The organism is Kordiimonas pumila (assembly GCF_015240255.1).
Lineage (GTDB): Bacteria > Pseudomonadota > Alphaproteobacteria > Sphingomonadales > Kordiimonadaceae > Kordiimonas > Kordiimonas pumila.
Genome location: NZ_CP061205.1, coordinates 1,842,306 through 1,862,358 on the forward strand (window position 1 = coordinate 1,842,306; position 20,053 = coordinate 1,862,358).

Here is a 20,053-nt window from a genome sequence, read left to right on the forward strand (position 1 = left end):
GACCTGATGGCGGATAATAACCCGGCGATTGAAGAAATCGCAACTTCACCTCAGTATATTTCAGACATGAATGCGGGTTTTGCCTTCTTTTTGGATGTTGTGGTTAATATGTTTGTTCTCGCGGGTATTTTGATTGGCGGGTTCAATTTCCCTACGGAAATTATTTTCGGGAAAATTATTCCGGGCGCGATTGTGGGCATACTGGTTGGCAACTTGGCCATGATATGGCTAACCAAACGGGCTATACGAGAAACTGGTAATGAAAAGCTCACTTCTATTCCGCTTGGTATCGATTTGCCAACGGTGTTTGGCATTGTATTTTTTGTGATTGGCCCAGTTTATACCCTTGGCCTTAACACGATGAGTCCTGCTGACGCTGCCCATAACGCATGGATTATAGGCATGGCAAGTACGCTGTGGATGGCCGCTATCAAGTTCTGCCTTTCCTTTTTTGGCCGAGTTATGCAGCACGGTTTGCCGCAAATGGCGCTGATTGGCGCGATGGCAGGTATTGCAACTGTATGGCTCGGGGCCGAGGCTATATACGGTGTTTTTGAATTACCTGAAGTAGGTATTTTATCCCTGATGATTATGGCGTTTGCGTTGATAGCGGGCCACAAATTACCTTTCAATATGCCGGGTGCGATTGTGGCTATTGTCGCGGGGGCTGCCCTTTATTATGCGCTAGCGCTTGCGGATGTAGGCGGTGGCTATGTTGTACCTGTTATGCCTGCTTTGGAACCAGCCTTGCCGCAGCCAACGCTTGCTGGCCTGTTTGCCATGTTTGGTGATGTAACCAATTACTTGGGTATTATCTTTCCCTTCGCGCTTTTGATCGCGGCAAGCTCTGTTAATGTCGTCACTGGTGCCCGCGTGATGGGGGACGAGTTCCATGCGGATAAAGTGGTGCGTCTCGATGCTATCACCACAGCCATTACGGCTTTTTTTGGCGGCGTTGTGCAAACCACCCCGTACTTTGGTCATGCCACCTATAAACGCATGGGGGCACGCACAAATTATGCCCTTGGTGTAGCGGGTGTCGTAACGGTTGGCGGGTTTTTGGGTGTTATTGCGCTGGCATCACAGCTTATTCCATCTGCTGTTCTAAAACCCATTTTGGTTGTTGTTGCAAGCGACATTTTACGGCTTGCCTTTACCGGGGGTGATGTACGCCATGCGCCTGCGCTCTTGTTTGCAATCGTACCCGCGATTATGAACTATGCTCATAATAAGGTCTCTACATTATATGGTATGCTGGATGCCAAAACTGCAGCAGCGTTAAGCCATGACTGGGTTACAAGCTATGTGCTATTGGGCGCTATGGCGCGCGGCTATATTCTCACGAGCCTTATTTGGGCAACACTCGTTGTATGGATCATTGACCGTAAACTTGTACATGCAGCGTGCGCAGCCTTTGCCGCCGCTATTTTCACTGAATTTGGTATTATCCATTCTGTGCTTGCGTCTTCAGCTATGTATGTACCGTGGAATATACCACTGATGGATGGGTACGAGAGCCTGCCCCATACTCTTGCAATTGGTTATGGTGTTGCGGGTGTCATGTTATTATTATTTTCTGCTGTTAAAGACGGTGCAACTCATAAATAATTTCTTGACCAAAAGGTCAGGTTCTGACTTTCTACAGCTTGATTTGGTTTGACGGAATGGTGATGCCTACGATGAACAGCGATAATGCGATAAACAGGGGTACTGGGTTTGAAGCTAGCTGGCTTGATGGTATTCGTGTTAATAAAAGTGCAGTTGAGCGCCGGGTTGGTAGCCTTGGTGGCAGGCGTGCCGTCAAGAAAGAGGCACAGATAGCCTTTATGCTGAAGGCTATAAGCTGTATTGACCTAACAACACTTGCCGGTGATGACACGCCAGACCGTGTGAAGCGCCTTTGCCATAAGGCCGCGAACCCTGTTCGTCGCGGTATTATGGAAGCACTAGGTGCGGGGGATATATGCCTGACCACTGGTGCTGTTTGTGTGTATCACGAAATGGTGCCTACGGCTGTTACAGCCCTCAAGGGCACAGGCGTGCCGGTTGCGGCTGTCTCTACCGGTTTTCCAGCTGGCCTTGCACCCATGGAAACCCGTCTAGAGGAAATCAAGCGTTCTGTCGCGGCTGGCGCAAATGAAATTGATATTGTTGTTACACGCGCCCATGTGCTGTCTGGCAACTGGGAAGCGCTATACAATGAAGTGAAAGCCTTTAAGGCCGCGTGCGGCCCGGCGCTCATGAAATCTATTCTGGCAACGGGTGAGCATGGTAGTTTCACACAGGTCGCGAAGGCCTCGATGACGGCCATGATGGCGGGCGCTGATTTCATTAAAACATCAACGGGTATGGAAGGTGTGAATGCAACACTGCCAGTGTCCTTGGTGATGCTTAGGCAAATTCGTGATTTTTACGAGCGCACCGGCCAAATGGTTGGCTACAAGCCCGCTGGCGGCATTAAAACCGCGAAGGATGCTGTCATGTACCTAACGTTGGTGAAGGAAGAACTCGGCCGCGCGTGGCTGGAACCAGCACTGTTCCGTTTTGGTGCCTCCAGTTTGCTCGGCGACCTTGAACGTCAGCTCGAATATCATGCAACCGGCGGCTATTCTGCCAGTTACAGACATGCAATAGGGTAGGGAACGAACATGACCGTGAAAGAAAAATTTGAAAGCATGGATTATAGCCCCGCCCTTGAGAGCCGTACGGCAGCGGACGAGTGGCTGAAGGCTAACAAAGGCAAGTTTGGCTTGTTTATTGACGGCAGCTGGATAAAGCCAAAGGGCGCGAAAAGCTTTGCGACCTATGCCCCCGCAACGGGCGAAAAGCTGGCAGATATTACAAGCGCCAGACAGGCTGATGTAGATGCCGCCGTGCAGGCCGCCCGCACAGCACAAGGTAAGTGGGCAGCGATCGGCGGGCACGGACGCGCGCGGTACCTTTATGCGCTTGCGCGGCTGGTGCAAAAGCATTCGCGTATTTTGTCTGTTGTTGAATCGCTTGATAACGGCAAACCGATTAGGGAAAGCCGGGATATCGATATTCCGCTTGTGGCACGCCATTTATACCATCATGCCGGTTGGGCGCAGCTCATGGACGAAGAATTCCCTGAGCATGAGGCCATCGGCGTTGCAGGGCAAATTATCCCGTGGAATTTCCCGCTGTTGATGCTGGCATGGAAAATTGCACCGGCCTTGGCGGCCGGTAACACTGTGGTTCTGAAGCCTGCTGAGTTTACATCCTTGACTGCCCTGATGTTTGCTGACTTGTGCCTGGAGGCAGGCCTGCCCAAAGGCGTGGTGAACATCATCACGGGCGAGGGTGATGTGGGCGCAATGCTGGTAGATGCTGACGTTGATAAAGTCGCCTTCACGGGTTCTACTGATGTCGGCAAAACCATCCGCCGTGCGATTGCTGGTAGTGGCAAAAAACTAACGCTCGAGCTTGGCGGTAAATCCCCCTTCATCGTGTTTGAGGATGCGGACATTGACGGCGCTATTGAAGGGCTTGTGGACGCTATCTGGTTCAACCAAGGGCAGGTGTGCTGCGCGGGTTCGCGTTTGCTGGTTCAGGAAGGCATTGCAGAGGCATTTTATACCAAACTAAAGGCGCGCATGGCAAAACTGCGCGTGGGTCACAGCCTAGACAAATGCATTGATATGGGCGCGGTGGTGGACGGTGTTCAGAAAACCCGTATTGAGGAACTGATCGCAAAAGGCAAGGCAGAAGGCGCGGATGTGCACCACGCCCCGTGCGATATGCCAGCGGGCGGCGTATTTTATCCGCCTACACTGGTGACAAGCGTCGGGACAGAGAACACGCTGTATATAGAAGAAGTATTTGGCCCCGTGTTGACCGCTATCACGTTCCGTACGCAGGCTGAGGCCGTGGGGCTTGCGAACAACACACGTTACGGCTTGGCGGCAACTGTCTGGTCAGAAAATATTTCCCGCGCATTAGAGGTTGCCCCGGCCCTGAAGGCTGGCGTGGTGTGGGTAAATGGCACCAACATGTTTGATGCCGCCGTTGGCTTTGGTGGATACCGTGAAAGCGGCTTTGGCCGCGAAGGCGGGCGCGAGGGCATGCTTGCTTATCTGAAGCCAAAATATGAACGCAAGCTAAAAGAATGGAAGCCTATAGTGGTGCCAGCGGCGCTGCCATTAAAGGCAGGCACCGGCATGCCGGGGGTGGACCAAACAGCAAAGAATTATATCGGCGGTAAGCAGGCACGGCCTGACGGCGGCGACAGTGTGGTAGTGTTAACCCACAAGGGCGCGCATGCGGGCTTGGTGGGTGCAGGCAACTATAAAGACATCCGTAATGCGGTAGAAGCTGCCACAAAAGCACAGCCCGGTTGGGCCGCGAGCACCGCGCATCTGAAGGCGCAAATCCTTTATTATATTGCTGAAAACCTGAGCGTGCGGGCAGGTGAATTTGCCGCGCGCCTTACGGCGCTGACAGGCGCGAGTAAAAAAGCGGCTGAGGTTGAGGTTGACCTCTCTATCAAACGGCTGTTTTCGGCGGCTGCAATGGCAGACAAGCATGACGGTAGCGTGCACCAGCCGCCGCTGCGCGGTGTTGCAATCGCCATGAATGAGCCTGTTGGCACACTTGGCATTGTGTGCCCTGACGATGCGCCATTGCTGGCGTTCATTACGCTGACGGCATTTGCTGTTGCAGCGGGCAACACGGCGGTTGTGGTGCCCAGTGAGCGCTACCCGCTTTTGGCGACAGATTTTTACCAAATTTTAGAGACTTCAGACGTGCCAGCAGGGGTTATTAACATTGTCACCGGTAAACGGGACGAGATGGCAACGCCGCTCGCGAAACATTACGGTATAGAAGGCTTGTGGTATTTCGGTAGCCGCGATGGCTGCGCGAATGTGGAAGCGCTGGCGGCAGACAATATGAAACGCACATGGCTGAATTATGGTATGGCGTATGACTGGGCATCAGACAAACAAATGGCGGCCCGCAGCCTGATGGACCGGGCATCAGAAGTGAAAAATATCTGGGTGCCATACGGTGACGCCAATGAAGGCGGCAAGAGTTATTAGGAGTAAGGCATGCGGTATGAGGATGTACTCTATTTTTGGTTTCAGGAAGCGGGCGTAGAGGCATGGTGGAAGAAATCAAAAACATTTGATGATCATGTGCGCCGCAGGTTTTTATCTGTGTATGAAAAAGCTGCTAAGGGCGAACTGTGGCAGTGGCGCGAAAGCCCAAGGGGGCGGCTTGCAGAAATTATTATTCTGGATCAGTTCCCAAGAAACATGTTTCGAGATACCCCAAAGTCATTTGCGACAGATTCGATTGCTCTTGTACTGGCACAGGAAGCTGTGCATGTGAAAGCAGACACTAGCCTAACGCCCGCAGAAAAACAGTTTCTCTATATGCCTTATATGCATAGTGAAAGCCTAAGCACACATGATGTAGCCGTAAAGCTTTATTCAGCGCCGGAGCTGGTAAGTAACCTTGATTTTGAGCATAGGCACCGAGACATCATTGCTCGTTTTGGTCGCTACCCGCACAGGAATGCTATTCTTGGCCGCGTCAGTACTGTTGAGGAAATTGCTTTTCTCAAGGAGCCGGGCAGTAGTTTTTAAGCGGCATATACTGAATTCAAAAAATTTCTAAACTCATCCCACTTCCTGAATGAAGGCGCGCAGTAACTTATCGAGGTCTACTGCTGCTTTGGCACCGTATTCCATTGTCTCGTGGTGGGTTAGTTCGCCCGCAACCATCCCCGCAGCATAATTGGTGATGCTGCTGATGCCGCACACTTTCATGCCCACATGGCGGGCCACTAAGCATTCTGGCACGGTTGACATGCCCACGGCGTTTGCGCCCATGGTTCTGAAAGCGCGAATTTCGGCGGGTGTCTCAAAATTTGGCCCCTTTGCCATCAGATACACGCCTCTATGGAGCTTAAGGCCCAGCTTGTTTGCGCACTGGAAAAATACATCCGTTAGCGCTTTGTTCCATGCCTCTGACATATCAGGGAACCGCACGCCGAAGCGGTCATCATTGACACCCACAAGCGGGTTAACGCCCGCAAAATTAATATGGTCAGTGATTGCCATCAAGCTGCCGGGGCCAGCGGCTTCATCAAGACTGCCAGCGGCGTTTGTTAGCACCAGTGTTTTAACACCGAGCGCCCAAAGAACCCGCACAGCATACCCAAGTTTTTCTTCCGGGTGGCCTTCATAGGCGTGTGCGCGGCCCTGCATGCAAATAACAGGTTTGCCTTCAAGGGTGCCTATCAGCATACGGCCAGCATGGCCTTGCACAGTAGGCTTTGGAAAGCCGGGCAGGTCAGCATAAGAAAATACTGTCGCATTCTCGACTGTGTCAGCAAGGTCATTCAGGCCGCTGCCAAGCACCATGGCAACCTTGGGAATAGCACCTTTGAACTGGGTTTTAATGTGGGTAGCGCAGGCCTGAACAGCTTCAAATGTCATGATGGTTATCCCTTAGGGTGGTATCAAATATCGATTTCAGGCAGGTCAAGCCCTTTGAATTCGCGAATTTCGTCTTTGCTCATGTCAGCAAGCTCATGCGGGAACACGAGCCAGTCGTCTGTTTCATGGCAGAAAAAGTCTGGCGTTAGGTTTGTTACATTCCGCAAGGGCTTATAGAAAACAGTAGCTATTTTAATGGTCTCTGGCGTGTTGCGGCGGCAGCGTAGGTGCAAATGTTCCACAATCGCGGCAATGGAGCGGCCACTATCAAACACATCATCAACAATAAGCAGGCTGTCTTCTGCGTTGATGTTTTTAATAATATATTCTAGTCCGTGAACTTTCACTTCTTTTTGCTGCTGCATTCCAATGTAGCTGGACGTGCGAATGGAGATATGGTCAGTATGGACACCGTAATAATCCATAATTTCCTGTACTGCGATACCGGTTGGGGTGCCGCCGCGCCAAACGCCGACAATAAACTTGGGGCGGAAATCACTTTGCAGGATTTTAAGGCCAAGCTGGAACGAATCGTCTAGCAGTTCCTGCGCAGTTACATACTTTTTTACAACAGTCATATAGTTAAACCCCTTTAGTGCCAAACAGCCTGTCACCAGCATCGCCAAGACCCGGTACTATATATGCCTTTTCATTCAGCTTTTCGTCAATGGCTGCTGTGATAATGGGTACATCTGGGTGCGCCTCTGTTAAGGCTTTTAGCCCTTCGGGTGCAGCCAGTAGGCAAACAAAGCGTACATCCTTTGCCCCGGCGTCTTTTATTTCCTGAACGGCGCGAATAGCGCTGTGGCCTGTTGCGAGCATGGGATCCAGTATCACATTAACGCGGGACGCCGTGTCTTGCGGCACCTTGAAGAAATATTTGGTGGGCATAAGGGTTTCTTCATCGCGCGCGAGGCCAATTTGGCCAACACGGGCAGAGGGCACCAGCTCGAGCATGGGGCCAAGCAAGCCATCTCCCGCGCGCAGCACTGAAATGAAGGTTAGCTTTTTGCCAGCAAGTACTGGCGCTTCCATCGTGCATACTGGGGTTTCGATCTGGATTCGCCCAAGGGGCAGGTCACGCAGGGCCTCATACCCCAGAAAAAGGCCAATCTCGCGCAGCAATGTTCTAAACTCGGATGTGCTGGCTTCTTTTCTGCGTAACAAAGTTAGTTTATGTTGAACCAGTGGGTGATCTACAACAGTAACGGATTTAGTCATGTTATCGAGCCTCTGTGGAACCTGTGCTTCATCTTTTCATAGGGTGTGTTTTTGCAAATGTCGACTTAATCTTGACTAAAGTGTCAAAAGAGGTTGACGATGATCCTTTGCTCTGGTTCCTTAATGTCAAGATTTGGTGATACCATAAGCTAAATTCTATTTTCCTGGAGTGTTTAAATATGAAGAAATTATGTAAACGCCTAGGGCTTGGAATTCTGCTAGCGACTTCAGGAATAGCCCCTTCTTTTGCCGAAGGTTTTGCCCCTGTACTTCTATACGATATTGGCGGCAAATTTGATAAATCGTTTAATGAAGCAGCTTACAGAGGCGCTGACAGGTTTACTGTAGAAACAGGCACGGCCTATCACGATTTTGAGCCAGCAAGTGAAACCCAGTATGAGCAAGCGCTTAAGCGGTTTGCACGCAAGAAGGCAAGCTTGATTGTTGCCGTGGGCGTTGGCTATTCGGTTGCAGTGCGTAATGTGGCTGCAAAATACCCTGATGTAAAATTTACTGTGATTGATGCGGTGATTAATGCCCCCAATGTGCAGTCTATCACATTCAAGGAAAATGAAGGTTCATTTCTTGTCGGTATGATTGCAGCTATGAAAACAGAAACCGGGGCAGTGGGGTTTATTGGCGGTATGGATATTCCCCTTATTCGCCGGTTTGAGCATGGCTACAGGCAAGGTATTCGCTATGTAGCGCGGGACGATGTGAAGATTATAGAAAACTATGTAGGCACAACCCCCTCGGCATGGAATGACCCCATTAAAGCATCAGAGCTTGCCAGATCGCAGTATGCCCGGGGCGTTGATGTCGTTTTTGCTGCAGCAGGGCCATCAGGCCTTGGTGTTATTCAGGCGGCAAAAGAAAGCGGCAATTATGCGATTGGTGTGGATAGCAACCAGAACCATGTGGCGCCAGGTACAGTATTAACCAGCATGTTAAAACGTGTAGACCTTGCTGTGTATAAAGCGATGCTGGCAGGTAAAAATGGCACATGGGCTGCAGGCCATACCGTGATGGACCTAGCGGCAGGCGGTGTAGACTATGCTGTTGATAGTAATAACGAGGCACTGATCACCGATGCTATACGAAAACGGCTGGAAGAGGCCCGGGCTAAAATTATCAAAGGGGAAATTATTGTCGGCGATGTTGAAGGCAGTAATACAAGCCACTAATATATGATGACAACAGCAAGTGAACATACCTTTGCTATTGAAACATGCGACCTTTCCAAAAGCTTTGGGGCCGTTAAGGCAAATGATCGCATAAGCCTGAAAATTAAAAAAGGTGATGTACACGGCATTGTAGGGGAAAACGGTGCTGGTAAATCGACACTTCTGAAAATGTTGTTTGGGTTTTACAGGCCTGATAGTGGCAGTATTCTTGTGAATGGGGATGACACAGAGTTTAAATCTCCCTCTGCTGCCATGAAACGAGGTATTGGCATGGTACACCAGCACTTTATGCTGGTTGAAACATTCACTGTTCTGGAAAATATTATTTTAGGGGCTGAGGGCAGCAGCAAGCTAGGCTTGGCAAAACAAAAGGCTCGCACTGAGTTATTGAAGCTTGAACAACAATTTGGGTTTAATCTTCCGCTTGATAGTGTAGTGGCTGACTTGCCTGTTGGAACGCGGCAACGGGTGGAGATTTTAAAGGCACTATACCGTGGTGCTGAAATTCTAATTCTTGATGAACCAACGGCGGTTTTAACACCGCAGGAATGTGACCAGCTTTTTAGCCTGATCAGGCAATTGAAGGCTGATGGAAAAACCGTACTTTTTGTAACCCATAAGCTGCATGAAATTATGGCTGTAACAGATGCTGTCACAGTTATGCGGGCAGGGCAGGTTGTGTCAGAACATGTGACCGCTGAAACATCGGCCGAGGTACTGGCTGAATGTATGGTGGGCGCAAAGGTAACACGGCAAGTGATGCGTGCGGGAACCAGCCATTATATTCCGCGCCTAAAGCTTGATGATGTTAGCATGATAAGCGGTAGCGGCAGTTGCGCGCTGAAAAACATATCATTTGAGGTTTCAGACGGCGAAGTTCTAGGAGTGGCGGGTGTTGCTGGGAACGGCCAAACAGAGCTGCTTGAAGCAATAACAGGTTTAAATACCATTTCGAGCGGTGTCATAACTTTTTCAGGAAATGTTATAGCGCAGAATAATGCAGCGCTAAGCCCTATTATGCTACGCCGTATGGGGATGGCCCATGTAGCAGAGGACAGACAGAAAACAGGCATGGTGGAAGCCATGTCTGCGGAAGAAAATATTATTCTTGGCTACCAACGGGACATAAGTATTTCGCGCTTTGGTGTGCTACGTAAAAAAGCGATTGCTGAAAGTGCGATAACCTGTTTCGAAAACCAAGATGTGCGCCCCAGAAATACAGCCTTGCAAGCAGGGCGGTTTTCAGGGGGCAACCAGCAAAAAATTGTTATCGCGCGGGAGCTTATGCATGAACCCGTTTTGCTTGTGATCGGGCAGCCCACCAGAGGGGTGGATATTGGCGCCGTTACTAAAATTCATGACCAGCTTACGGCCCTTCGAAATGCAGGCAAAGCTGTGCTTGTTGTCTCTGCTGATCTTGATGAGCTGCTTGCCATTTCAGATCGCATCGCGGTTATGTCTGAAGGCGAAATAACCGGCATTGTTAATGTGGAGGATGCTGACGAGCAAACGCTGGGGCTGATGATGGCTGGTGAGCGCCTATCCAGTATTAGGAAAGGCTCTGCCTGATGGCTTTGCAGGGCTCGCAAAAACTCCCTTTTTGGGCAGATGCAGTTTTGCTGCCATTTCTTAATTTGTTAGCAGCGTTTGCGGTTTCAGGCCTTGTTATTTTGCTGCTTGGTGAAGACCCTCTTGAGGCGCTTTCTATTATGTTTGAGGGTGCCTTTGGCTATGATGAAGCCATTGGTTACACCTTTTATTATGCTACAAACTTTATATTTACCGGCCTTGCCGTTGCAGTTGCGTTTCATGCCGGCCAGTTTAATATTGGCGGTGAAGGGCAGGCAATGATCGGCGGTGTTGGCTTAACGCTCGCGGTATTTGCTTTTGGTACAACTGCGCCGTTGCTAGCGGTATTGCTCGCTGTTGCTGGGGCTGCTGTGTTTGGCGCAGTGTGGGCTTATGTGCCTGCGTACCTGCAGGCAAAGCGAGGTAGCCATATTGTTATCACTACCATTATGTTTAATTTTATCGCTTCTGCTGTTCTTGCGTATTTGCTGGTGGGACCTCTTCAGCGCCCTGGCGGGCAAATGCCTGAAAGTGCAGACTTTCCTGACGGTGTAAGGCTAACGCATCTGCATGAAATTCTAAATACGGTGGGCATTGGTTTTGAAGAAAGCCCGATGAATGTTTCTTTGCTGATTGCGCTTATCTGTGCTTTTGGAGTGTGGTTTCTACTTTATCGTACCCGCTTCGGTTATGAACTGCGGGTAAGCGGGGCCAACCAGAATACAGCAGCTTTTGCAGGCATTAATGTTCCCCGCATGACAATTTATGCAATGATGCTGTCGGGTGCGCTTGCTGGTATGATGGGCCTTAACGAGCTGCTTGGCGAGCAGCTAAGGTTGCTTGGTAACTTTACTCTTGGTTACGGCTTTGTGGGGATTGCCGTTGCCTTTATGGGGCGTAATCACCCTGTTGGTATTGTATTAGCGGCGGTTTTGTTTGGCGCCCTTTATCAAGGCGGTGCCGAGCTTGCGTTCGAAATGCCCGCTATTAGTCGTGACCTTATTGTGTTGGTACAAGGACTGGTTATTTTGTTTGCCGGAGCAATGGAACATATGTTCCGCACCCCGGTTGAACGGTTTTTTCATATGCTTAGTATCAAGAGGGCAGACTGATGGACTGGCTGATTGATAGTGTTCTGCTGGTAGATTCAACTTTCAGGGTAGGGGCGCCGCTTGTGCTTGCTGCGCTTGCGGGCCTTGTTGCTGAACGTGCTGGTATTGTAGATATTGGGCTTGAGGGCAAAATGCTGGCTGCTGCATTTGCTGCTGCCGCCACCGCAGCAATTACAGGGTCACCTTGGGCGGGGCTGATCGCTGGTATTACCGCATCTGTGTTGATTGCTCTGTTACACGGCTTTGTCTCAATAACCCAGCGCGGTAACCAAATAGTATCAGGTATGGCACTTAATATTGCTGTAGCAGGCCTTGCACCAACGCTTGCAAATTTCTGGTTTTCGCAGGGCGGGCAAACCCCGCTTTTAAATGATACTGAAAGGTTTACTGCGATTACACTCCCCTTTGCGGAAAGCTTAAATAGCGTGCCTGTTTTGGGGCATGTGTATAGCGACATTATTTCAGGCCATACTGTGATAACCTATATAGCAGCGTTTGCAGTGCCGTTTACGGCATGGATGCTCTATAAAACCCGGTTTGGCTTGCGACTGCGTGCCGTTGGTGAAAACCCCGAGGCAGTTGATACCGCTGGTATTTCTGTACAGAGACTTCGGTACTATGCCGTTATGATTGGCGGTGTGCTTTGCGGTCTTGCCGGTGCGGCGCTTTCAACGGGGCTTGGGGCCGCTTTTATACGTGATATGTCAGCTGGGAAAGGCTATCTGGCTTTGGCGGCCATGATATTTGGTAAATGGAAACCCGTCCCCACTTTGCTTGCTTGCCTTTTGTTTGCTTTTGTAGAGGCGCTACAAGGAAGATTGCAAGGTGTAGATCTGCCAATTGTTGGTGAAATTCCTGTACAATTTACAATGATGTTACCCTATGTGCTTACTGTCATAATTTTGGCAGGCTTTGTTGGTAAAATTCAGGCTCCAAAAGCGAGTGGCATACCTTATGGGAAAGGCGAATAAGATGATGAACAAGACTGAGGCACTGATTAAGGCTGCATGCAAAGCGCAGCTCAATGCCTATACGCCTTATTCGAGCCACCCGGTAGGAGCCGCGCTTTGCACGGCTGATGGCGCCATATATGCGGGCTGTAATGTTGAGAATGCGGCTTACCCCCTTGGTATGTGTGCTGAAGCTGCGGCCATTTCTGCTATGGTTGCAGGCGGCGGCCGCACGGTCGAGCATATTATTATTGTGGGGCCGGGGTCGCACACTTGCACGCCTTGTGGCGGATGTCGTCAAAAAATTCGTGAATTTACAAGCACCAAGGGCACCACTATTACGGTGTGTGATAGCAAAGGCGAAGTGTTAATGAGCACAACACTTGATACCTTGTTGCCCTATTCTTTCGGGCCTGAAAACCTGAGTGAGAGCAGTGATGGCTAATAAAGGGTTTTTGCCGCAAGAGGTTATTCGTTTAAAGCGTGACGGGGCTGAACTCTCTGCGGTTGATATTCAAAATTTTGTCGCGGGCATAACAGATGCTGCTGTATCAGATGCTCAGATTTCTGCTTTTGCCATGGCGGTGTTTTTTAATGGTATGACCCCAGCAGAGGGTGCAGCGCTTACACTTTCCATGCGCGATTCTGGTTCTGTTATTAACTGGCAGAATTATGGCTTTGATGAAGGTGCACCAATCACAGACAAGCACTCCACTGGCGGCGTTGGTGATAAGGTTAGTTTGATGCTTGCCCCAATAGTTGCAGCGTGCGGTGGTTTTGTGCCGATGATTTCAGGGCGCGGCCTTGGGCATACCGGTGGCACACTTGATAAATTTGAGGCTATTCCCGGTTATAACCCATACCCATCTATTGAAGACTTTGCCAAAACAGTCAAAAGGGTGGGGTGTTCTATTATTGGCCAAACAGGCAGCCTTGCACCAGCGGACAAGCGTTTTTATAGCGTGCGCGATGTGACGGCAACGGTTGAATCAATACCCTTGATTACAGCGTCTATCCTCTCAAAAAAGTTAGCGGCAGGCCTTGGGTCTCTGGTGATGGACGTAAAGTTTGGTTCTGGGGCATTTATGGCGAATTTTGAGAAAGCAAAAGAACTCGCTGAAAATATTGTGCGGGTTGCCAATAGGGCAGGTACGCCGACAACTGCGGTTATGACAGACATGAATGCTGTTCTGGGGCGTACAGTTGGTAATGCAGTTGAAGTTATTGAATCTGCGGAGTTTCTGATAAACACCAAAGAAGCAGATACGCGCCTTGTCGAGGTAACACTGGAGCTTGCAGCCCATATGCTTGTGGTGTCAGGCAGGGCGGGCGATCTAGACACGGCTAAAAGCTCAGCGAAGGCCGCACTTGATAGCGGGCGGGCGGCAGAGGTTTTTGCAAAAATGGTGGCAGCGCAAGGTGGTCCTAGTGATTTCATGGAAAAATACACGGTATATTTACCCGTTACTGATACACTAAAGGTTATACCGGCCAAGCGTTCTGGTTATGTAACTGCAATGGATGCTAGAGCGGTTGGTATGGCTGTGGTTGCACTTGGCGGTGGCCGAACAGATCCTGCTCAATCTATTAACCATGCGGTGGGTTTTAAAGGTTTTTGTCAGATTGGTGACTGGGTAGAGAGCGGTGAACCTCTGGCCTATGTGTATGCCGATACAGAAATGGCGGCGGAGCAGGCGACCCATACTATACAAAAGGCAGTGCAGCTGTCTGACCAAGCCCCGCAGAAAATGCCTGTTGTGGCACAGATTATAAGGGAGTAGGTCATGGCACGCGCTTTTATTCTTGTCCTTGACAGTTTTGGTATTGGTGCCGCACCTGACGCTGGCACATTTGGTGACACAGGTGCCGACACACTGGGCCATATTGCGGCTTGGTGTGCCGCTGGTGGCACAGCAGTTGAACGCCCGAATGCTAGCCCATTGCATTTACCTGTTATGGCAAAACTTGGCCTTGGGAAAGCTGCAGAACTGGCAACAGGAGCCGTGCCTGTTGGGCTTGAAACAGATACCGGTATTACAGGGTTTTATGCAGCGTGTGCAGAACAGTCATATGGTAAGGATACACCATCCGGGCACTGGGAGATGGCAGGGTTGCCTGTCTTGTTTGAATGGGGCTATTTCCCCCCAGAATACCCAAGTTTTCCAGAACAGTTACTGAGTAGCCTCTGTGATCGCTGTGGCTTGCCGGGGGTGCTTGGTAATAAAGCAGCGTCGGGCACTGTTATTCTTGACGAGTTGGGCATGGAGCATATCGCGACAGGCAAGCCCATAGTTTACACGTCAGCGGACAGTGTGATGCAAATAGCCGCACATGAAAAATACTTTGGCCTTGAGCGGTTGCTTGCTGTGTGCGAGGTCGCACGCGAGCTTGTGGACGAGTATAATATAGGACGTGTTATTGCGCGGCCTTTTGTGGGAGAAAATGGTCATTTTGACCGTACAGGCAACCGCCGCGATTATGCAACGCCGCCCCATGCACCAACGCTACTTGAAAAACTTGCCGGTGCAGGCAGAGAGGTTATTTCTGTCGGGAAAATCGCTGATATTTTTGCCCATAAAGGCTTGACCAGAAAAGTGAAAGCAAACGGTCTTGATGGCCTTTTTGATATTACCCTTGAGATGCAAAAAGAAGCCCCTGATGGCTCGCTCACCTTTGTGAACTTTGTAGACTTTGACCAGTCATTTGGCCACCGGCGCAATGTTGCGGGGTATGCCGCAGCGCTTGAGTATTTTGATAAACGCTTGCCTGAGTTTATGGCGGCAATGAAGCCGGATGATATTATGATTTTAACGGCGGATCATGGCTGTGATCCAACATGGCCGGGAACAGACCACACTCGCGAGCATGTGCCCTTTATTGGATACGGCCCTGCATTTCCTGTTGGTAGCGGCGGTGTTCGTAAAAGTTTCGCAGATATCGGGCAAACTGTTGCCAGCCATTTGGGAATAGCGCCGCTTGAATACGGTGCAAGTGTCATAAAGTAAGGGTTATAGAAGATGTTTTTTTTCCGCACCGTTTTGTTGTTAGGAACCATGTTTTTGAGTTCGGGAAGCTTGCAGGCTTATGGGCCTACGGGTCACAGGGTTATTGCAGCGATTGCGGAAAAGCACCTAACACCCCAAGCGAGAACTGCTGTAGACGCCATTCTGGGCGATACTTTTATGGCAGAGGCTGCTTTCTGGCCAGATGAAATGAAGTCAAGCCCTGATCCATTTTGGCGCACAGAATCGTACACTTACCATTTTATAAATTTTCCCGACGGCGTTACATATGAAGAAAGTGAAAAGAACCCGGCGGGGGATGCCTATACGGCTCTTGAAAAATATACGGCAGTCCTTAAAGACACCACTGCAGCACAAGAGGAACGCTATAAAGCGCTCGCATTTGTATTACATATCGTGGGGGACCTGCACCAGCCACTTCATGCCGGGCGCGCAGAAGACTGGGGTGGTAATAAAATTCAGGTGGTATGGTTTGAGGAAATGACCAACCTGCATATGGTGTGGGATGAACATCTTATAGATCATAAAAAGCTGTCTTATTCAGAGTGGACGGCATTTCTTGATAAGAAGATAACCCCAGAAGAAATCGCCGTGTGGCAAAACAGTACCCCGCTCACATGGGTGCATGAACTGGCTGCTATGCGGGGTGATATATATGCAAACGGGAAAGGCATTTTATCGTGGGACTATGTCTATCAAAATACACCCCTGCTTAAAAGCCAGCTCTCAAAGGGGGGGATTCGGCTTGCAGGCTATTTGAATGCAATTTTCAAGTAAAACGCAGAGCGAATCAGCCTCACCGTTTTCCCGGTTATGCCAAAAGAAACACCAGTGAGCTCTAGTTTAGGGGTTTTGTGACATATATATGACATATATGTGTCATTCGCTTCCCGATTGCACTGTTATAGCCCTGAAATATTCTTGATTTCCTGACTTTTTCGTCAAAAAATCAAATCCTGACGGTTTCGTCAAAAAACTGAAAAAAAAGAAGCCTAAAAACAGTTTTGCACGTGTAAGGGGGATTCTTACATGAATATTGACTTTTTGGTCAATATTTACCCCCTAACAGGTATGCGCGAGGAACTTATTGATTTGATTGTGCACAACCGGGCAAGGGGTCCAGTGTGCTTATTGCTTTTGGGAGCTAGGGAATGAAACGCCAATTTAGAGCTGCACTATGTACTAGTGTTGCGCTCGCCGCTATGTCGGCAAGTGTACCTGTCATTGCACAGGAAATTACATCGTCTATTCGAGGTACTGTTACAAATGAGGCAGGCACACCACTTGCTGGTGAAACAGTGTCTGTTACAGATACACGCACGGGCGCTACTAAAACTGTTAATACAAATGATTCTGGCGCTTTTAGCATTAGAAGCCTTGGTGTTGGTGGCCCATTTACAATTCGTGTTGTTTCTGAAAAATACCAAAACTCTACTATTACAGATGTTTATACAGGTCTGGCAGGGGCTAGCAGTTTCAATATCGTACTCGCTGAGGCAGATGCGGATGTTGAAGAAATTTCTGTTGTCGCTCAAAAGCTCACCCAGACAACTGTTGCTGTAGGCCCAAGCTCTTCTTTTGGAATTGAAAAGATTGAAGGTATGCCTTCTATCAGCCGTCAGGTGCGCGATGTTGTTCGGCTTGACCCACGGGTAAGCATTGGCCGCTCTAGTGGTGGCGATGGTTATGGCATTAACTGTATCGGTGGTAACAACCGTTCCAACTCATTTACTATTGATGGTGTGCGCAGCGCTGATGGCTTTGGCCTTAACGCTTCTGGCAACCTTGCACGTAATACATTCCCTATACCTTTTGATTCAATGCAAGCTGCTTCTGTTGAATTTGCACCCATCAGTGTAGAGTACGGCCAGTTTACAGGTTGTAATGTGAATGTCGTTACAAAGTCTGGTACTAATGAATTCCACGGTTCTGCATTCTATGTTTACAATGATGGCGGCTTAACAGGCACAAAGCTTGACGGTGATGTTGTTCGCACTGAACCTTTTACAGACAAGAACTGGGGTGCTGAGCTTGGTGGCCCAATTATTAAAGACAAATTATTCTTCTATGTTTCTTATGAAGAAACCAAAGGTGCCGACAACCAGAATACTGGCCCAGCAGGTGCTGGTTTTGCGAATGACGAAGAAATAACTCTTGATGAAGCCAATCAGATTAGTGACATTCTTTCTGCGAACTATGGCCGTGATACACTTGGTCTAATGACGACACTTCCAGAAACAAGCACACGTTACTTTGCTAGAATTGACTGGAATCTGAATGATAACCATCGGTTGGCAGCAACATATGCTCGTTTGGAAGAAGAAAATGTAGAGCCGGATGATTTTGGCTTTGGCGGCTTTACATTCGGTGATAACTTTGAAGTTGAGGGTTCTGAATCTAATACATATTCCGTTCGTTTGTTCTCTGATTGGACCGACAACTTCTCCACAGAAATTCGCCTGTCACGTAATGAGGTTACTGACCTTCAGGATCCTTTAGGTGGCGGTGAAGCACAAGACAATAATATCCCGAGGATCGAAGTTGAAGATGGTGCTGGTAACGTGTTCTTCACGAGTGGACCGGGTGAATTTCGTAGTGCAAACGGGTTAAACTATACACTTGATCAGGTAAAGGTTGCTGGTGATTATGTTGCCGGGGATCATACAATTTCATTTGGGTATGAACTTGATAAACTTGAGGTTTATAACCTGTTCGTTTCAAATGGTACTGGTACGATAACTTTTGATGACATTGCTGCTCTTGAAGCTGGTCTGGCCAGTTCAATTAGTGGCTACGGCTCATTCAGTGGTGATATTAATGATGCCGCTGCACGCTTTAAGCGTAGTATTCACTCTCTTTATGCACAAGATGAGTGGCAAGTTAATGATGCCCTAACATTTACTGCTGGGGTGCGCTATGATTGGTATTCTTCAAGCGATGTACCAACAGAAAGCCAAGCCTTCGTAGACCGTTATGGTTTCTCAAATGCTGTTGGTTTTAGTGGACTTGATGTTTTGATGCCGCGTGTTGGTTTAACGTATGTTCTGCCGGAAGATACGTTTGGTGATACAAAAATATCAGCAGGCTTTGGTATCTTCTCAGGCGGTGACCCTACCGTATGGTTCTCAAATGCTTTCTCTAACTTTGGAAGCGCTGTAGGCTTTGGTAGCTCGTCCGGGGCAGGGTGCGATGTATCTGATCTGCAGGTCCTAAATGGTGGCTCGTTCACTGGTATTCCAGATTGTATTGCGGCACAGCAACAGGCTGATGCTTTAGCTGGTACTGGCCGGATTGATGCCGTTGATCCTGACCTCAAGCTTGCTACACAGCAGCGCTGGAGCTTGGGTATTGCACATTACACGCAGGATACTGGTTCTGACTTCTTTGATAATTGGGATATCAAGTTAGACTTAATCTACAGCAAAACTAAAAATGCCTTTGATTTTGTTGATCTGACACTTTCACCAAATGGCACAACATTGCCTGATGGACGTGACCAGTTATTTGCGGTTGATCCCTTACTTGCTGGTTGTAATGCAGTATTTGTTGGACCACGGACAGGCTTTTCAAATGCCGATCCTGTTCTATGTAATGCGGGCGGTGATGATCAGGATATTCTTCTGACCAACACTGACAAAAGTGGTTCAACCAAATCGCTTTCACTCCAGTTCTCTAAGAACTTTGAAATTTCTGACAGGACATTCTTTGATTTCAGAATGGGGTATGCTTACACCGATGCAACCAATGCTAATCCCGGTAATAGCTCTACTGCTACATCAGGGTTTGAAGAAGTTGCGCTTGCACAAATCAACTACCCTACAGTTGGACCAGCTCAATATGCGAACAAGCATAATATTGTGATTGCAGGTACTTTGGATCATGATTTTGTTGAGGATTACACCACAAGTGTGAGCTTCTTCTTTAGAGCACGTTCTGGCCGTCCATTTAGCTATGTGTATGATAACAATACACCTACTACACTGTTCGGTGATTCAGATAATGAAGAGCGGAACCTGTTTTATGTGCCAACAGGAGCAAATGACCCACTGGTAGACTTTTCTGCACTGGAAGCTGCAGGTACACTCGATGATTTCTTCGAGTTTCTTGATGCTTCTGGCCTGAGCAACTATGCAGGTGAAATTGCACCCAGAAACGGTTTTGAGCAAAACTGGTCAACAGATCTCGATATACGTTTCCAGCAAGAGCTGCCAACATTCTTCGAGGGCCACAAGCTTGAGCTGTTTGTTGACTTTGAAAATATCTTGAATTTGCTGGGTAATGGTAAAAATATTCAGAGGTACGCAGACTTTGGTGACGTTGGTGAAGGTGTTCCTATCCTTGACGCGGCTTTAAATGCTGATGGCTCACAGTATGTTTACTCTAACTTTAATCCTGGTAACTCTAGCGCAGCACTTAGTGAGCTTGGTTATAATGTTAATAACCAAATTGATGTAGACGATTCACTGTGGCGCATTCAGGTTGGTATTAAATACAAATTCTAAACTGAAGTGTATTTAATACTTTAAACACTAC

16 protein-coding genes are annotated in these 20,053 nt (G+C 48.8%); 13 read left to right on the forward strand and 3 right to left on the reverse strand.

The annotated features are described in order from the left end of the window. Window positions 1-6: 6 nt before the first annotated feature. The 4 genes from ICL80_RS07790 (at window position 7) to ICL80_RS07805 (ending at window position 5,606) form a co-directional block, all read left to right on the forward strand. Entirely contained in the window at window positions 7-1,608 is a 1,602-nt protein-coding gene (locus ICL80_RS07790) for a hypothetical protein (protein WP_194215527.1), read from the forward strand. 62 nt (window positions 1,609-1,670) lie between these two features. Further along, complete coding sequence (gene deoC / locus ICL80_RS07795; protein WP_194215528.1) at window positions 1,671-2,639, forward strand: deoxyribose-phosphate aldolase; 969 nt, start codon at window positions 1,671-1,673, stop codon at window positions 2,637-2,639. 9 nt (window positions 2,640-2,648) lie between these two features. Then, a complete protein-coding gene (locus ICL80_RS07800) occupies window positions 2,649-5,057 on the forward strand; it encodes an aldehyde dehydrogenase family protein (protein WP_194215529.1) in 2,409 nt (802 codons plus the stop codon). A gap of 9 nt (window positions 5,058-5,066) precedes the next feature. Beyond that, window positions 5,067-5,606, forward strand: coding sequence for a DUF924 family protein (locus tag ICL80_RS07805; protein ID WP_194215530.1), 540 nt, complete (start codon window positions 5,067-5,069; stop codon window positions 5,604-5,606). A gap of 33 nt (window positions 5,607-5,639) precedes the next feature. On the opposite strand, the gene ICL80_RS07810 is transcribed toward ICL80_RS07805, so the two are convergent. From ICL80_RS07810 to upp, 3 genes are read right to left on the reverse strand one after another with little or no spacing between them, the layout of a single operon-like run. Further along, the gene (locus ICL80_RS07810) at window positions 5,640-6,461 is read right to left on the reverse strand and encodes a purine-nucleoside phosphorylase (protein ID WP_194215531.1); all 822 of its coding nucleotides are present in this window, start codon (window positions 6,459-6,461) and stop codon (window positions 5,640-5,642) included. A 23-nt stretch (window positions 6,462-6,484) separates the two neighbouring features. After that, window positions 6,485-7,039, reverse strand: coding sequence for a phosphoribosyltransferase (locus ICL80_RS07815; RefSeq protein ID WP_194215532.1), 555 nt, complete (start codon window positions 7,037-7,039; stop codon window positions 6,485-6,487). 4 nt (window positions 7,040-7,043) lie between these two features. Further along, the gene (gene upp, locus ICL80_RS07820; RefSeq protein ID WP_194215533.1) at window positions 7,044-7,682 is read right to left on the reverse strand and encodes a uracil phosphoribosyltransferase; all 639 of its coding nucleotides are present in this window, start codon (window positions 7,680-7,682) and stop codon (window positions 7,044-7,046) included. A gap of 179 nt (window positions 7,683-7,861) precedes the next feature. Between upp and ICL80_RS07825 the strand changes: the two genes are divergently transcribed. The 9 genes from ICL80_RS07825 to ICL80_RS07865 all read left to right on the forward strand — a co-directional run bounded on the left by ICL80_RS07825 (window position 7,862) and on the right by ICL80_RS07865 (window position 20,022). After that, a complete protein-coding gene (locus tag ICL80_RS07825; RefSeq protein ID WP_194215535.1) occupies window positions 7,862-8,866 on the forward strand; it encodes a BMP family lipoprotein in 1,005 nt (334 codons plus the stop codon). A gap of 3 nt (window positions 8,867-8,869) precedes the next feature. Next, the gene (locus ICL80_RS07830) at window positions 8,870-10,435 is read left to right on the forward strand and encodes an ABC transporter ATP-binding protein (protein WP_228073854.1); all 1,566 of its coding nucleotides are present in this window, start codon (window positions 8,870-8,872) and stop codon (window positions 10,433-10,435) included. Next, the gene (locus ICL80_RS07835; RefSeq protein ID WP_194215537.1) at window positions 10,435-11,547 is read left to right on the forward strand and encodes an ABC transporter permease; all 1,113 of its coding nucleotides are present in this window, start codon (window positions 10,435-10,437) and stop codon (window positions 11,545-11,547) included. The genes ICL80_RS07830 and ICL80_RS07835 overlap by 1 nt, the downstream gene beginning before the upstream one ends. Beyond that, window positions 11,547-12,518 (forward strand): ABC transporter permease, encoded by a 972-nt coding sequence (locus ICL80_RS07840; RefSeq protein WP_194215538.1) that lies wholly within the window; start codon window positions 11,547-11,549, stop codon window positions 12,516-12,518. Before ICL80_RS07835 ends, ICL80_RS07840 begins: the two co-directional genes overlap by 1 nt. 4 nt (window positions 12,519-12,522) lie before the next feature. Next, complete coding sequence (locus ICL80_RS07845) at window positions 12,523-12,942, forward strand: cytidine deaminase (RefSeq protein ID WP_194215799.1); 420 nt, start codon at window positions 12,523-12,525, stop codon at window positions 12,940-12,942. Further along, on the forward strand, window positions 12,935-14,278 hold the full coding sequence (deoA, locus tag ICL80_RS07850; protein WP_194215539.1) for a thymidine phosphorylase: 1,344 nt from the start codon (window positions 12,935-12,937) through the stop codon (window positions 14,276-14,278). The genes ICL80_RS07845 and deoA overlap by 8 nt, the downstream gene beginning before the upstream one ends. 3 nt (window positions 14,279-14,281) lie before the next feature. After that, window positions 14,282-15,502, forward strand: coding sequence for a phosphopentomutase (locus ICL80_RS07855; protein WP_194215541.1), 1,221 nt, complete (start codon window positions 14,282-14,284; stop codon window positions 15,500-15,502). 54 nt (window positions 15,503-15,556) lie between these two features. Beyond that, on the forward strand, window positions 15,557-16,297 hold the full coding sequence (locus ICL80_RS07860) for a S1/P1 nuclease (protein ID WP_194215542.1): 741 nt from the start codon (window positions 15,557-15,559) through the stop codon (window positions 16,295-16,297). A gap of 374 nt (window positions 16,298-16,671) precedes the next feature. After that, a complete protein-coding gene (locus tag ICL80_RS07865) occupies window positions 16,672-20,022 on the forward strand; it encodes a TonB-dependent receptor (RefSeq protein WP_194215543.1) in 3,351 nt (1,116 codons plus the stop codon). The last annotated feature ends 31 nt before the right edge of the window (window positions 20,023-20,053 follow it).

Bases quoted from the DNA above. Each gene is read 5' to 3' on its own strand.
- deoA (WP_194215539.1), top strand. From the start codon at position 12,935: ATGGCTAATAAAGGGTTTTTGCCGCAAGAGGTTATTCGTTTAAAGCGT.
- ICL80_RS07865 (WP_194215543.1), top strand. From the start codon at position 16,672: ATGAAACGCCAATTTAGAGCTGCACTATGTACTAGTGTTGCGCTCGCC.
- ICL80_RS07840 (WP_194215538.1), top strand. From the start codon at position 11,547: ATGGACTGGCTGATTGATAGTGTTCTGCTGGTAGATTCAACTTTCAGG.
- ICL80_RS07815 (WP_194215532.1), bottom strand. From the start codon at position 7,039: ATGACTGTTGTAAAAAAGTATGTAACTGCGCAGGAACTGCTAGACGAT.
- ICL80_RS07805 (WP_194215530.1), top strand. From the start codon at position 5,067: ATGCGGTATGAGGATGTACTCTATTTTTGGTTTCAGGAAGCGGGCGTA.
- ICL80_RS07790 (WP_194215527.1), top strand. From the start codon at position 7: ATGGCGGATAATAACCCGGCGATTGAAGAAATCGCAACTTCACCTCAG.
- deoC (WP_194215528.1), top strand. From the start codon at position 1,671: ATGCCTACGATGAACAGCGATAATGCGATAAACAGGGGTACTGGGTTT.
- upp (WP_194215533.1), bottom strand. From the start codon at position 7,682: ATGACTAAATCCGTTACTGTTGTAGATCACCCACTGGTTCAACATAAA.
- ICL80_RS07830 (WP_228073854.1), top strand. From the start codon at position 8,870: ATGATGACAACAGCAAGTGAACATACCTTTGCTATTGAAACATGCGAC.
- ICL80_RS07855 (WP_194215541.1), top strand. From the start codon at position 14,282: ATGGCACGCGCTTTTATTCTTGTCCTTGACAGTTTTGGTATTGGTGCC.
- ICL80_RS07800 (WP_194215529.1), top strand. From the start codon at position 2,649: ATGACCGTGAAAGAAAAATTTGAAAGCATGGATTATAGCCCCGCCCTT.
- ICL80_RS07835 (WP_194215537.1), top strand. From the start codon at position 10,435: ATGGCTTTGCAGGGCTCGCAAAAACTCCCTTTTTGGGCAGATGCAGTT.
- ICL80_RS07825 (WP_194215535.1), top strand. From the start codon at position 7,862: ATGAAGAAATTATGTAAACGCCTAGGGCTTGGAATTCTGCTAGCGACT.
- ICL80_RS07845 (WP_194215799.1), top strand. From the start codon at position 12,523: ATGAACAAGACTGAGGCACTGATTAAGGCTGCATGCAAAGCGCAGCTC.
- ICL80_RS07810 (WP_194215531.1), bottom strand. From the start codon at position 6,461: ATGACATTTGAAGCTGTTCAGGCCTGCGCTACCCACATTAAAACCCAG.